Source organism: Streptomyces acidicola (assembly GCF_009377235.1).
In the GTDB taxonomy this organism is placed as follows: Bacteria; Actinomycetota; Actinomycetes; order Streptomycetales; family Streptomycetaceae; genus Streptomyces; species Streptomyces acidicola.
Map to the genome: position 1 here is coordinate 1 of NZ_VMNX01000259.1, position 13,372 is coordinate 13,372.

At 68.6% G+C, this 13,372-nt stretch carries 13 protein-coding genes; 6 read left to right on the plus strand and 7 right to left on the minus strand.

The window, feature by feature from the left end; translation table 11 throughout:
• Positions 1 to 58 precede the first annotated feature (58 nt).
• Entirely contained in the window at positions 59 to 2,353 is a 2,295-nt protein-coding gene (locus FPZ41_RS39285; RefSeq protein WP_407698878.1) for a HelD family protein, read from the minus strand.
• A 584-nt stretch (positions 2,354 to 2,937) separates the two neighbouring features.
• Here FPZ41_RS39285 and FPZ41_RS39290 point away from each other — a divergent pair.
• Positions 2,938 to 3,633: a type 1 glutamine amidotransferase domain-containing protein gene (locus FPZ41_RS39290; RefSeq protein WP_131568505.1), complete on the plus strand. Its 696-nt coding sequence runs from the start codon at positions 2,938 to 2,940 to the stop codon at positions 3,631 to 3,633.
• 12 nt (positions 3,634 to 3,645) lie between these two features.
• Positions 3,646 to 3,987: a malic enzyme-like NAD(P)-binding protein gene (locus tag FPZ41_RS50465; protein ID WP_407698877.1), complete on the plus strand. Its 342-nt coding sequence runs from the start codon at positions 3,646 to 3,648 to the stop codon at positions 3,985 to 3,987.
• Here FPZ41_RS50465 and FPZ41_RS39300 read toward each other — a convergent pair.
• The 3 genes from FPZ41_RS39300 to FPZ41_RS39310 all read right to left on the minus strand — a co-directional run bounded on the left by FPZ41_RS39300 (position 3,875) and on the right by FPZ41_RS39310 (position 5,639).
• Complete coding sequence (locus tag FPZ41_RS39300; RefSeq protein WP_152868701.1) at positions 3,875 to 4,213, minus strand: hypothetical protein; 339 nt, start codon at positions 4,211 to 4,213, stop codon at positions 3,875 to 3,877. The two genes, FPZ41_RS50465 and FPZ41_RS39300, sit on opposite strands and share 113 nt — an antisense overlap.
• Before the next feature lie 79 nt (positions 4,214 to 4,292).
• Positions 4,293 to 5,156 carry an SDR family oxidoreductase gene (locus FPZ41_RS39305; protein ID WP_152868703.1) on the minus strand — a complete coding sequence of 288 codons (864 nt, stop codon included), beginning with the start codon at positions 5,154 to 5,156 and terminating at the stop codon, positions 4,293 to 4,295.
• 21 nt (positions 5,157 to 5,177) lie between these two features.
• Positions 5,178 to 5,639 carry an aldehyde dehydrogenase family protein gene (locus FPZ41_RS39310; protein ID WP_152868705.1) on the minus strand — a complete coding sequence of 154 codons (462 nt, stop codon included), beginning with the start codon at positions 5,637 to 5,639 and terminating at the stop codon, positions 5,178 to 5,180.
• A 410-nt stretch (positions 5,640 to 6,049) separates the two neighbouring features.
• On the opposite strand from FPZ41_RS39310, the gene FPZ41_RS39315 reads away from it, so the two are divergent.
• On the plus strand, positions 6,050 to 6,259 hold the full coding sequence (locus FPZ41_RS39315) for a hypothetical protein (RefSeq protein ID WP_152868707.1): 210 nt from the start codon (positions 6,050 to 6,052) through the stop codon (positions 6,257 to 6,259).
• A 157-nt stretch (positions 6,260 to 6,416) separates the two neighbouring features.
• On the opposite strand, the gene FPZ41_RS39320 is transcribed toward FPZ41_RS39315, so the two are convergent.
• The 3 genes from FPZ41_RS39320 to FPZ41_RS39330 all read right to left on the minus strand — a co-directional run bounded on the left by FPZ41_RS39320 (position 6,417) and on the right by FPZ41_RS39330 (position 8,854).
• Entirely contained in the window at positions 6,417 to 6,749 is a 333-nt protein-coding gene (locus tag FPZ41_RS39320; protein ID WP_131568515.1) for a thioredoxin family protein, read from the minus strand.
• Positions 6,746 to 7,174: a MerR family transcriptional regulator gene (locus FPZ41_RS39325; RefSeq protein ID WP_152868709.1), complete on the minus strand. Its 429-nt coding sequence runs from the start codon at positions 7,172 to 7,174 to the stop codon at positions 6,746 to 6,748. Before FPZ41_RS39325 ends, FPZ41_RS39320 begins: the two co-directional genes overlap by 4 nt.
• A 300-nt stretch (positions 7,175 to 7,474) precedes the next feature.
• The gene (locus tag FPZ41_RS39330; RefSeq protein WP_322621306.1) at positions 7,475 to 8,854 is read right to left on the minus strand and encodes a cation:dicarboxylate symporter family transporter; all 1,380 of its coding nucleotides are present in this window, start codon (positions 8,852 to 8,854) and stop codon (positions 7,475 to 7,477) included.
• Between the two features lie 301 nt (positions 8,855 to 9,155).
• Between FPZ41_RS39330 and FPZ41_RS39335 the strand changes: the two genes are divergently transcribed.
• The 3 genes from FPZ41_RS39335 (at position 9,156) to FPZ41_RS39345 (ending at position 13,278) form a co-directional block, all read left to right on the plus strand.
• Positions 9,156 to 11,075: a sensor histidine kinase gene (locus FPZ41_RS39335; RefSeq protein ID WP_194236379.1), complete on the plus strand. Its 1,920-nt coding sequence runs from the start codon at positions 9,156 to 9,158 to the stop codon at positions 11,073 to 11,075.
• Positions 11,072 to 11,758 (plus strand): response regulator, encoded by a 687-nt coding sequence (locus tag FPZ41_RS39340; RefSeq protein ID WP_152868711.1) that lies wholly within the window; start codon positions 11,072 to 11,074, stop codon positions 11,756 to 11,758. The genes FPZ41_RS39335 and FPZ41_RS39340 overlap by 4 nt, the downstream gene beginning before the upstream one ends.
• 113 nt (positions 11,759 to 11,871) lie before the next feature.
• Complete coding sequence (locus tag FPZ41_RS39345) at positions 11,872 to 13,278, plus strand: extracellular solute-binding protein (protein ID WP_322621307.1); 1,407 nt, start codon at positions 11,872 to 11,874, stop codon at positions 13,276 to 13,278.
• The last annotated feature ends 94 nt before the right edge of the window (positions 13,279 to 13,372 follow it).

Consider the following 13,372-nt stretch of genomic DNA (forward strand, 5'->3'; position numbering starts at 1 on the left):
GCCCCCAGAAATGGGACGGGTAGGGGTGGCGGGGGCGAGACCCTGTTACCGGAGGACGTCACCCCACGCCCGTCACCAGCCCTTCCGGCAGTTCCCCCTCGTACACGACCCCCAACGTCTGCGTCGCACGAGTGAGCGCCACATACAGATCACTCGTACCGAACCGCCCCGGCTCCACGACCAGCACCGAGTCGAACTCCAGGCCCTTGGCCTGCCGGGGGTCGAGCAGCACGACCGTCCGCGTCAGGTCCGGCTCCCCGCCCGCCGTCACACCGTCCAGTCGCGCGGCGAGCACCCGGTGCAGCTCACGCGGCGCGATCACCGCGAGGCGCCCCTCGGCGGGCGTCAGCTCGGCGACCGCCTTGGCCACCTCGCCGGGCAGGTCGCCGAGGGCCTTGCGGACCCAGGGGCGCACTCCCGTTGAGCGGACCGAGCTCGGCGGCTCGAAGGCGGGGTTCTCGGCCCGTACGATCCCCGCCGCGAGCTCCATGATCTCGGCCGGGGTGCGGTAGTTGACGCCGAGGCGGGTGTGCTCCCAGCGGTCCTCGACATACGGCTGGAGGATGCCGGCCCAGGAGCCGACGCCCGCTTCCTCGGCGGTCTGCGCGGGGTCGCCGACCAGGGTCATCGAGCGGGTGGGCGAGCGCCGCATCAGCAGCCGCCACGCCATGGGCGACAGCTCCTGCGCCTCGTCGACGATGATGTGCCCGAACGCCCAGGTACGGTCGGCCGCCGCACGCTCGGCGGCGCTGCGGTGGTCGTCCTCCTCCTGCCGTTCCGCGAACCGCTCGGCGTCGATGATGTCGTGTGCGGACAGCACCTCGGAGCTTTCGGGGTCGCTGTCCTCCTTGTCCTCGAACTCGTACGTACGGGACGCGAACGACACGTCCAGCACACCCTGCGCGTACGCGATCTGCTCCTCCCGCTCGCGCTCGGCGACCGCCCGTGCCACCCGGTCGTCCACGCCGAGGAGTTCGGCCGCCTCGTCGAGCAGCGGTACGTCCGCCACGGTCCACGCCCGTGTCACCGGGCGGCGGATGGCGGCCGCGTCCTCGTCGGACACGTACCCCTCGGGGGCGGCGAGGAAGTCGGCGAGGAGGCGCCGCGGGGTGAGCCGGGGCCACAACTGGTCGATGGCCGACCAGACTTCGGGATTGTCGGCGAGCTCGTCGCGGATCTGGGTGATGTCGGCGGGGTCCAGCAGGTTGGAGCCGTCGTAGGGGTCGGTGCCGATGCGTTCGGCGACCATGTCGGTGAGCGTGTTGAGGATGTGGCCCTCGAAGTGCTCGCGCGCCACGTTGTGCGGGAGTTTCGCCTCGCGGGTGTGCTCGCGGGCGACCCGTACGAGGTCGTCGTCGAGCATGAGGATCTCCCGGTCGTGCTCGATGGCGATCACCGGGTCGGGCAGCGCCTGCCGGTCGCGTACGACGGCGGCGAGGACGTCGGCCATGTCCGCGCGGCCCTTGACGCGGGCCGCGTCCGGGGTGTCCCGGGCGGTGGCCTTCACTCCGGGGAACAGCTCGCCGACCGTCGCGAGCAGGACACCCGTCTCGCCGAGGGAGGGCAGCACCTCGCCGATGTAGCCGAGGAAGGCGGGGTTGGGGCCGACGATCAGGACGGCGCGCTTGGCGAGCAGCTCGCGGTGCTCGTAGAGCAGATAGGCCGCCCGGTGCAGGGCGACGGCCGTCTTGCCGGTGCCCGGACCGCCCTCCACGACCAGCACGCCGCGGTGCGGTGCGCGGATGATGCGGTCCTGGTCGGCCTGGATGGTCTGCACGATGTCGTGCATGCGGCCGGTGCGGGCCGCGTCGAGCGCGGCGAGCAGGACGGCGTCACCGGTGGGGTCCTCGTGGCCGGTCCGGGTCCGGTCGCCGAGGTCGAGGAGTTCATCGTGCAGGGCGGTGACGTCACGGCCCTCGGTGGTGATGTGGCGACGTCGGCGCAGCCCCATGGGGGTGTGGCCGGTGGCGAGGTAGAAGGGGCGGGCGACGTCGGCCCGCCAGTCGATGAGGATCGGCGTGAGGTCGGCGTCGTCGGCGCGGATACCGATACGGCCGATGTGGTGGCTGGTGCCGGAGGTCAGGTCGATCCGGCCGAAGCAGAGCGAACCGTCCACGGCGTTCAGCGCGGCGAGCAGCCCCGAGCGTTCGGCGACGAGGATGTCCCGCTCCAGCCGCGCCTGCATGGGCGTGTTCCCCTGTGCGAGCGCGTCCGAGACGGAGACCTCGGTGTCCCCGCGCAGGGCGTCCACGCGCGCGTACAGCCCGTCGATGAATTCCTGCTCACGCTGCAATTCATCGTCGGAGAATTCTTTGTGCGAGCTTCTGTTTGACAATTCCGCTCCCGCCCGGATATACTTCGTTCAATTGAACTTCCTCGCGACGGACTTCCATCAAATCGCGAACCATTAAATATACGCAGAAAAACCCCCCGAGCGCAATTGCAGCTCTCAACAACAGCTGCCGCTGCTCATCCTGTACGGGAGTCACCCCGACACCTCCGACTCGGCGGACACCCGGCTGCGCGCCCTGATCGCCGGCGGTCTGGAAAAGCGACGAGTTCCTTGATGGAGGCCCTGACCCTCCTGCGCGACCACCGCGCCCTCTTCTGGCGCGCCTGCCCCGCTGCGCGGCCCGCGAGAGGGCGTTAAAGGAGCTGTGCCGGTCCCTGCAGCTTCACGAGGGGTTGCTCCGCCCCGGTGAACAGTGCGGCTCGCCTGGACAGGTCGCCCACCGAGCCCGGAGTGATTCACCCGTACGACCCCGCCGAGGTCCAGGACACCTCGAGCCGCACCGTGCCCACCCGCCGGTGCTCGGGCTCCGAGCCTGCGGCTCCAAAGTGCGCGACAGCAATGGCCCGCCTAGCGTGCGAAGTGCGTTGGGATTGCCCAACCGTGGGCGCGCCGACGCGTGAAGTCAGGGCAAAGGAGCATTGGGTATGGCGAAGGTACTGTTCATCGTCAGCGGTGCCAGCTACTGGGTGCTTAAGGACGGCACGCGGCATGCCACGGGTTACTGGGCGGAGGAGTTCGCGAACCCGTACAAGATCCTCACGGATGCCGGTCACGAGGTGATCATCGCCACTCCGGACGGCGTGATTCCCACCGTCGACATGATGAGCCTGCGCCCGTCCTTCAATGATGGTGAGGACGGGGCTCTGAAGCAGGAGAACATCATCCGCGACGCCGAGGGGATGCGGCGGCCGCTCAAGCTCTCGGACGTACGGCTCGAGGACTACGACGCCGTCTACCTACCGGGCGGTCACGGGCCGATGCAGGACCTGGCGTTCGACCCCGACGCTGGGCGCCTGCTGACCGAGCAGCTGCAGTCGGGTAAACCCCTGGCGATCGTGTGCCACGCCCCGGCCGCGATGCTGGCCACCCGGATCCACGGTGTCTCGCCGTTCAAGGGCTACAAGATCACGGCCTTCACCAACGACGAGGAGGAGGGCGTCGGATTGGCTCCCCGAGCCCCGTGGCTGCTGGAGACCGACCTCAAGGAGAAGCTCGGGGTCGACTTCAGCCGGGGTCCGAGCTGGGAGCCGTACATGGTCGAGGACCGCAACCTCATCACCGGCCAGAACCCGCATTCGGCCGGGGTCCTGGGCAAACGACTACTCGAAGTCCTGGCCTGACGGCGTCGCGGCGTGCTTCTGGCGGAAGGCGTCGAACGTCCCATCCTGCTGCCGCTGTCCACCACGATCAAGCATGTGAAACCCACCATCCTCATCGGCACGTCGACCGCCCACAACGCGTTCACCGAAGACGTGGTCCGCGCCGTCAGGACGTCGATCTGTCCGTCGGCCCATCCGGCTGCCTCGGCTTTCGGCCGTGCGTGGACCTGCTGGCAGTCGGGCAGGTCCCGCATGTCGTCCGTCACCAGGCCGTGGATGTCGACGAGCCAGCCGACCACTGCTCGATCGCGTCACCCACCGTCGGGTCGTACACCACCGGCAGGAGCTCGTCGAGGTGGTCGGCCAGCAGCTTGATGTACAGCACTTCGTTGCGGTCGTGAATCTCGTTGAGATAGATGTACTTGTGCAGGTCGTTCGGCTGACCGTTGAGCTGCGCGTAGGCCCGGCTCGCCTGCTCCTCGAGGGTTTCGACTGCCGCGGGCAGCCGCCCGGTGATGCCGAGTTCCGCCCGCTCCTCCAGCGTGTACGCGGTACCACGGTTGCGGAAGCGATCCTGCAGAGCGGTCGGTTTCACAGGCATGAGCACCCTTTCGGCCCGTTTCGAGCGATTGGTGTCACGCGGCCCTTGCCGGGGGGCGCCATGTTGATGCGATGCCGGTTCAAGCCGAGACCGGCGTCTCCGGCTTCATCTTGTAGGCGTTCTTGATGGCCTGATGCCGGGTACCGAGGCCATCGGTGACCTTGCGCTCCCACGGAAGCTGCTGCAGCTGCTTGGTCTCGTCGATCATCGACTTCGGCTCCAGGTTCCGGAAGCTGTCGACCTCGCCGGCCGCCACGGCCGTCACCGTGGCGAAGACCGCCTCAGGGTCGAACTGCGCCCGCGGGAAGGCAAGTTGGGAGTAGTCGAACAGCCGCTCCGAGGGGTCGTCCTCCCAGCTCTCCCACGTCTGGAACATTCGGTCGTTGAAGCCGGTCAGGAACGGCCCCGGATTCACGGTGGCGACCTCGATGTTGTACTCCTGCAGCTCATACGCCATGGTCTCGGCGATCGCCTCGATCGCGTGCTTGGACGCCGAGTAGATACCCGTGAACGGATTGACGTTCAGGCCCTCCCGTGAGGAGACCCAGACGATACGGCCCTCGCCGCGCTTGATCATCTGCTTAGCGATCCCCTGCGTGAGCAGAAGCGGCCCCGTGACGTTGACCTCGAACTGGTGCCGGATGTTCGCGCCGGGGATGTCGACCGTCGAACCTCCTTCTCCGACACCCGCGTTGTTCACGAGGATCTCCACGCCCCAGTCGAGAGCCTTGCGTCGGTCGCCGTCATTGGTGACGTCGAGCTTCTCCACGTGCAGGTCGGCCTTCCGCTCGGCCGCCTGCCACTTCAGGGTCTGAACCTGGGCATAGATCTCGACGCCGGCGATGACGTCGAATCCCTTCTGGGCCAGCCGCATGGCCGCCTCAAAACCGAAGCCGGAACCCGCTCCCGTGATGAGAACCTTCTTCAGCGACGAATTCGACATGGTGACACACTCCCTCTTCGTCTATCCGGTTCGCGCGATTATCAAATTCTCAATAGCCTTCATCGCCTGGCACAGCGGCAGATTCCACGGCATCACCGCCGGCACCACGCCGATCGGCTGGTACGTCACGAAGGACTCCTTGGCGCCGACGTTCCCGGCGTCGTTCCGCAGATCCCGCAGGAATGCCGGGCCGTGGGCGGCGTAGAAGCGCAGTCCGTGGACGCACTTGGCCACCTCCTCGCGGGCGGCCCGGAGCGTCTTGCCCATCTCCGTGGTGATCATCCGGCTGACGGCGTCGGCGTCCTTCTCCAGCACGTCGGCCGCCTGGTTCAGCCACTGAGCGCGCTGCTCCACGCTCGTCAGGCGGTAGGACTTCGCCGCGGCGGCGGCCCGGGCCGGCTTGTCATCAAGCTGCTCGGGGGTGAGTTCATCGAAGGTCTTAATGACCTCGCCCGTCACAGGATTAGTGGTGGCAATAGCCATAAAAGGAGCCTAGATCCGCCGGCCATTTGTAGCAAAAGATTTCATGTCACCCTGTATGCAGGCGCCGTGTGTCCTGTTTGCGCGAGCGCCATTGGCGTCGCACCGTAACCTGGGGAGGATCAACGCATCGGGCGGTGTCCGGCACTCCTGCTGCTCCGCGGTGGCCACAAACATCGGCGTAGTGGAGGGCCAGATCCTGTCCTCGAAGGCCGACGAGGCGGGGCTCGGCACACCGCTGCGAAGCGACATCGAGTCGCCATGTCGGACCTGGACAAGCTGCATTCTGCGATGGAGCCATCAGCAGACGCCGACCAAGCCGAACCGTTGATGGATGGTGGCGACATCGCCCGCTACCTCGGCGCATAGGGCGAATGAGATTCTTAGAGGCAGTGTTCATCCCCGGGAGGGTGGTGCGCCGCAACACGCTCGCGCTGTCCGACCGGTGCGGCGGATCGCCCGCTCAGGGAAGCGACTTCGCCGCCGCGACGCCCTACCTCAACACCACTAACGGGCCGCAGACCCGGACCATGCACATCTCCGCGGCGACGGTGAACCTGCTGCCCGGCAAAGACCGCGCCGGCTATGATCCTGCCGGACATCAGCAAGACGCAAGTCGCTGACCTGGCGCGGTGGGCGAAGATGCGCTGGCGGATCGAACACCACTACCGCGAACTCAAGCACGACCGGGGTGGTGGCGGACAGGTTGCTCATCCAGTAGCCGGTCGGCTCGTCGGGCCTGGATTTCTTCGTGTCCGGAGCGGCGTCCGGGGGGACGCGTCACAGCACGTCGGACAGCTCCTGAAGCAGCCGCCGCTTGGGGCGGGCGCCCACCATCGCCCGTACGGGCTCACCGTTCCGGAACAGCATGAACGTCGGCATCGACAGCACCTTGTACGCGTTCGTGGTGACCGGACTGGTGTCGACGTCCAACTGGACCACCTTCAGCCGTTCGCCCTCCTCCGCGGCGAGGGCGCTGAGCACCGGCGCCATCTGCCGGCACGGCGGGCACCAGTCGGCGGTGAACTCCACCAGCACGGGCAGCTCCGCCCCGATCACCTCCGCGTCGAAGTTCGCGTCCGTCACCTCGGCCACTCCCGTTGCTCTGCTCATGTCGCCCGCCCTCCCAGCTCACACTCGGGCTCCGGACCGCCCGGAACCCCCGCCTCGGCCGCCAGCTCGTCCCGCGCCCTCTCGGCCCGCAGGAGCTGATCGGCGACCTGTGCGCGTACGGCCGTCAGCTCGCCGATCAGTGCGTCGAGCTCGCCGAGCTTGCGGCGGTAGACCACGAGCGAGGCCGGGCAGGAGTCGCCCTCCGGGTGCCCGGCCCGCAGACACTCCACGAAGGGCCGCGTCTCCTCCAGGCCGAACCCGAAGTCCTGCAACGTACGGATCTGCCGCAACAGCCGCAGATCACCCTCGTCGTACGTCCGATAGCCGTTGCCGCTGCGCCGCCCCGGCAGCAGCCCCAGCGACTCGTAGTACCGCACCGCCCTCGCGGTCGTCCCGCCTCGCGCCGCCAGCTCGCCGATTCGCATGAGCCGACGGTATGCCTTGACGTCGGCGTCAAGGCAACGGCCGCCCGAGTCCGAGCCACCGAGGTGGCGGAGCCGGGCGGCCGGAACACGGAGCCGCGCCGAGCAGCCGGAAGCAAGGGCCGAGCAGCCGGAACCAAGGGCTCAGCAGCCGGAACAAAAATGACCGAGCGGCCGGATCTCGGGGGAGAATCCGACCGCTCGGTGTCTGTGTGCTTTTTTTTGGGGGGAACCCGGCGCCCCTTGCGCAAGGGGCGACCCGGCTCCCGTGCTGCGAGGGCGACAGCCACCCCCGCGGCGAAGCTACGCCTTGGCCAGCGCCTTCTCGCCGCCCTGCTCGGCCTCCGAGTCCGTCACAGCCTCGGAACCCTCGTCGAGGAGCGTCCGCTCGTCGAACGGCAGCTGCCCCGCGAGCACCTGCTCCACCCGCTCCTTGTCGATCTCCTTCGTCCACGTACCGATCAGCACCGTGGCGACGGCGTTACCGGCGAAGTTGGTCAGCGCGCGGGCCTCGCTCATGAAGCGGTCGATACCCACGATGAGACCGACACCGTCCACGAGCCCGGGCTTGTGGGACTGGAGGCCACCCGCGAGGGTGGCGAGCCCCGCACCCGTCACACCGGCCGCGCCCTTCGAGGCGACCAGCAGGAAGAGCAGCAGCGGGATCTGCTCGCCGATCGACATCGGCGTACCCATGGCGTCGGCGATGAACAGGGACGCCATGGTCATGTAGATCATGGTGCCGTCGAGGTTGAAGGAGTAGCCGGTCGGAACGGTGATGCCGACCACCGGCTTGCTGACACCCAGGTGCTCCATCTTCGCGATGAGCCGCGGCAGCGCGGACTCGGAGGAGGAGGTGGACAGGATCAGCAGGAACTCACGGCCCAGGTACTTGAAGAACGTGAGGATGTTCAGGCCCGCGACGATCCGCAGCAGCGCGCCCAGCACGATGAAGACGAACAGGACGCAGGTGATGTAGAAGCCAAGCATCAGCACGGCGAGGCTCTTGAGCGCGTCCAGACCGGCCGACCCGGTGACGGCGGCGATGGCGCCGAACGCACCGATCGGGGCCGCCCACATCACCATGGCCAGGATGCGGAAGACGAGCCGCTGGATGTGCTCGATACCGCGCAGGATCGGGGTACCGGCGGAGCCCATGGCCTGGAGCGCGAAGCCCGCGAGCACGGCGATCAGCAGGGTCTGCAGGACCTCGCCCTCGGTGAAGGCGGAGACCAGCGTGTTCGGGATGATGCCCAGCAGGAACTCGGTGGTGCCCTTGGCCTCCGCGTCGACCTGCGCCTGACCGGTCTCCTTGATCGCGTCGGTCACCGCGAGGCCGGTGCCCGGCTCCAGGATGTTGCCGACGACCAGGCCGATACCGAGGGCGACGAACGACATCACCACGAAGTAGCCGAGCGCTATACCGCCGACCGCGCCGACCTTGGCGGCCTTCCGTACGGAACCGATGCCCAGGACGATCGTGCAGAAGATGATCGGCGAGATCATCATCTTGATCAGGTTCACGAAGCCGGTGCCGATGGGCTTCAGCTCGACCGCGAAGTCGGGAGCGATGAGGCCCACGGCGATGCCGATGGCCACGGCAATGATCACGGCGATGTACAGGTAATGGGTGCGGTCCCGCTTGGCGGGTGCGGTAGGTGCCGTATCTGTGGTGCTGGCCACGGCTGCCCTCCTCGTCGACGACGTCGTCGGCTCTTCCGGCGTGCGGCTCACGTCCGGGGAATGGTGCGGGAACGAGCTCCCAGGGTGGGAGATCGCCCTCCGGGGGTCATGGGAGTGGGGGTCCCAAGGGGTGGGAGACGGGCTCCCTGCGGCTCGGGATCGCGGGTCCCGAATCCGGAGTCGGCACCCTTGCGACGGGGTGATCGCTCCCTTGCAATGGGGTGACTATCTCCCGCCTTGTGAGGGGGGTCACCCTTCCGTTCATTTAGTTCACGCTTATACGTGGATGCAGACTGTGGGCATGCGCTTCCCTCGCGCCTCCCGCGTGCTCAGACCCCGCAGCCTGGCAGGTCAGCTCTTTGCCGTCCAGGCCGTGCTGCTGGCGGTCGTGGTCGTCGGGTACGCGCTGTTCACCTACGTCAGTGACCGCTCCCAGGCCGAGGAGGCGGCCGGCCGCCAGGCGACGGCCGTGGCCCGAGCGGTCGCGGACTCCCCCTCCGTACGCGAGGCCATCCACACCGAGAATCCCACAGCGGAGCTACAGCCGTACGCGCTGCAGGTGCAGCACGACGCCGAGGTCGACTTCGTCACCATCATGAATACCGACGGCATCCGCTGGACCCACCCCGACCCGCAGCAGATCGGCCAGCACTTCCGCGGCCACATCGAGCAGGCACTGAGGGGCGAGACCCGCACCGAGACGTACACGGGCACGCTCGGCGCGTCCGTGCGCGCGGTCACGCCCGTCGAGGAGGACGGCAGGATCATCGGCCTGGTCAGCGCCGGCATCAGGGTCGAGGCGATCACCGCCCGCGTCCAGGAACAGCTCACCGCGCTGATCGGCGTCGCGGCGGGCGCCCTCGCCCTGGGCGCCCTCGGCACATACGTGGTCAACGCCCGGCTGCGCCGCCACACCCACGGCATGAACGCCACAGAGCTCAGCAACATGCACGACTACCACCAGGCCGCGCTGCACGCCGTGCGCGAGGGCCTGCTGATGCTGGACGGCCAGTACCGTGTCGCGCTGTTCAACGACGGGGCGCAGGAGCTGCTCGGCCTGACCGACGACGTGGTCGGCCGCTCGGTCGCCGACCTGGGCCTGCCCACCCCGCTCACCGGCGCGCTGCTGGCCTCCGAGCCAAGAGTGGACCAGGTACACCTGACGGCCACCCGCGTCCTGGTCGTGAACACCTCCCCCGTCTCCGGCGGCCATCGCCGTGGCACGGTGGTGACCCTGCGCGATGTGACGGAGTTCCAGTCGCTGATGGGCGAGCTGAACTCCGAGCGGGGCTTCACTCAGGCTCTCCGCTCCCAGGCGCACGAGGCCGCGAACCGTCTCCACACGGTCGTCTCCCTGATCGAGCTCGGCCGCGCGGACGAGGCGGTCGACTTCGCGACGTCGGAACTGGAGCTGGCCCAGGCCCTGACGGACCAGGTGGTCGCCGCGGTCAGCGAACCCGTCCTGGCGGCCCTGCTCCTGGGCAAGGCGGCCCAGGCCAACGAGCGGGGCGTGGAGCTGGTGGTCTCCGAGGACAGCCGCATCGACGACGGCCTCCTCCCGGAGTCCCTCTCCGCCCGCGACCTGGTCACCGTCCTCGGCAACCTGATCGACAACGCGGTGGACGCGGCGCAGGGGACGGCCGGGGCGCGGGTGACGGTGACGGCGTACACGACCGAGCCCGGAACAGGTACGGGTACGAGTACCGGCGCCTCGGCGGGCGCCGACTCCGAGCCCGGCTACGAGCCCGGCTACGAGCCGCCCGGCTACGAAACCCGCCCCGAGGCCCCCTCCGAAGCCCACTCCGAGCTCGTGCTCCGGGTCGCCGACACGGGCGCGGGCGTGGACCCGGCCCACGCGGAGGCCGTGTTCGAACGCGGCTTCTCGACGAAACCGGCGGGCCCCGGCGGCCGCGGCCTCGGCCTCGCCCTGGTCCGGCAGACCGTACGCCGCAACGAGGGCACGCTGACGGTGACGGAGGCCGTCGGGGGCGGGGCGGAGTTCGAGGTCCGGCTGCCGTTGCCTACGGTGGGGTCCGCCCGGGTCGGCGCGGAGACGGAGACCGCTCCGAGCCGGTGTGCAAGCCCCCGTCCGGATCAGCCCGAGGGGCCTGGTGCCTTCGAATCCAAGGCGGAGGTGCCAGGCTTCTCGGGCCCGGACGCGGGCTTGACCACCGGCTCTCAGTCCGCCGTGCCCAGAGCCGTGCCTGGAGGCCACGTATGACAACCGAAACCATCCGTGTCCTGGTCGTGGAGGACGACCCGGTGGCCGCCGACGCACACGTCATGTACGTCGGCCGGGTCCCCGGCTTCACGGCGGTCGGCAAGGCGCACACCGGGGCGGAGGCGCGCCGCGCACTGGACCGGATGCCCGTGGACCTGCTCCTGCTGGATCTCCATCTCCCGGACGTGCACGGCCTGCAACTCGCCCGTTCCCTCCGCGCCGCCGGCCACCACGCGGACGTGATAGCGGTGACGTCGGCTCGGGACCTGGCGGTCGTCCGGGAGGGGGTGTCGCTGGGCGTGGTGCAGTACGTCCTGAAGCCCTTCACCTTCGCCACGCTGCGGGACCGCCTGGTCCGTTACGCCGAGTTCCACGCGGCGGCGGGCGAGGCGAGCGGCCAGGACGAGGTGGACCGCGCGCTCGCCACCCTGCGCGCTCCGGGACCGGCGGCGCTGCCCAAAGGCCTGAGTGCCCCCACACTGGAGAAGGTCACCGTCGCCCTGCGCGACTGCGCCGGAGGGCTGACCGCGGCCGGGGTCGCGGAAGCGGTGGGAATCTCACGGATCACGGCCCGTCGCTATCTGGAGCACCTGGTGGAGGCGGGGCGTGCGGCACGCAATCCGCAGTACGGGACGGTGGGGCGACCGGAGTTGCAGTACCGGTGGGTGAAGGGCCAGAGCTGAACCCCCAAGACCGGTCCCGCGCAGACACATTGACCTGACAAGGGCGGCCCTCGTACGTTCACTGGGCAGCAAACTTCCGGCCACAACGAGGTGCCCGCAGGAGGTCGTTGCCCGTGCGTCAAACCGCCGTCCGCACCCGCTCCACCGCCGCCCGCTTCCGCCCCACAGCCCCACTCACCGCACTCGTCGCCCTCGCCCTCGCCGCCACCGCGCTCACCGCCTGCGGCAGCGGCTCCGGCAGCGACCCGGACACGGTGAAGGTGTCCTTCAAACAGTCCACGGACAACTCGGTCCGCGTCATGGACACCTTCCTCGCCGGTATCAAGAAGCAGTTCGAGAAGGCGAACCCGGGGAAGAAGGTCGAGCTCATCCCCATCAAGGCCCCGGACTCGGAGTACTACACCAAGGTCCAGCAGATGCTCCGCTCACCGAAGACAGCCCCCGACCTGGTGTACGAGGACACCTTCCTCATCAACTCCGACATCACCAGCGGCTATCTGAAACCCCTCGACCCGTATCTGGCCAAGTGGAAGGACTGGGACCAGTTCATCGACACGGCGAAGACGGCGGCCAAGGCCGAGGACGGGAAGACGTACGGCATCCCGGACGGCACCGACGCCCGCGGCCTCTGGTTCGACAAGGGCATCTTCGAGAAGGCCGGGCTGCCCTCCGACTGGCAGCCGAAGACCTGGGACGACGTGCTTTCCGCCGCCCGCACCGTCAAACGGAAGGTCCCCGGCGTCACACCGCTCAACATCTACACGGGCAAGCCGGCGGGCGAGGCGGCGGCCATGCAGGGCTTCCAGATGCTGCTGTACGGGACGGGCGACGGGACGTCCGACCCGCTGTACGACAGAGCGAGCAAGTGGGTGGCCGGGAGCAAGGGCTTCAGGGACGCCCTCGCCTTCGTGGAGACCGTCTACAAGGAGAAACTCGGCCCGGACGTCTCCGTCGCCCTCGATCCGAACATCCAGACCATCGTCCGCGGTGAACTCCTCCCCAAGGGCAAGCTCGCCATCGACCTCGACGGTTCCTGGCTCCCGCAGGACTGGCAGAAGGGCGCCGGCCACGAGTGGCCGGACTGGTCCGAGAAGCTGGGCCTGGCGTACATGCCGACGCAGACCGGACAGTCTCCCGGCAAGGTGAGCATGTCCGGCGGCTGGACCTGGGCGATCCCGGACAAGGCGGCCAACCCCGACCTGGCCTTCGAGTTCATCAAGACGATGCAGACGAAAGCCAACGCCCAGAAGTGGTACATCGCCAACTCGGGCATCGCGGTACGCAAGGACGTGGCCGAGGACCCTGACTACATCAGTGCGCAGCCCGGCATCAAGTTCTTCACCGACCTGGTCCCTAGCACCCACTACCGCCCGGCGTTCCCGGCGTACCCCAAGGTCTCGACGGCGATGCAGGAGGCGATGGAGGGCGTGACGACGGGTGACGTGTCGGTCGAGGAGGCGGCGCGCGGCTACGACGACACCCTGAAGTCGGTCACGAACGACCAAGTGATCGAGAAGTGAGCCACAAAGCAGACGAAGCGGAAGCGAGCCGGGAAGGGCGTGCGACACCCGGACAACCGGTCGCGCCACGCCCGCCCCGCGCCCGCGACGTACC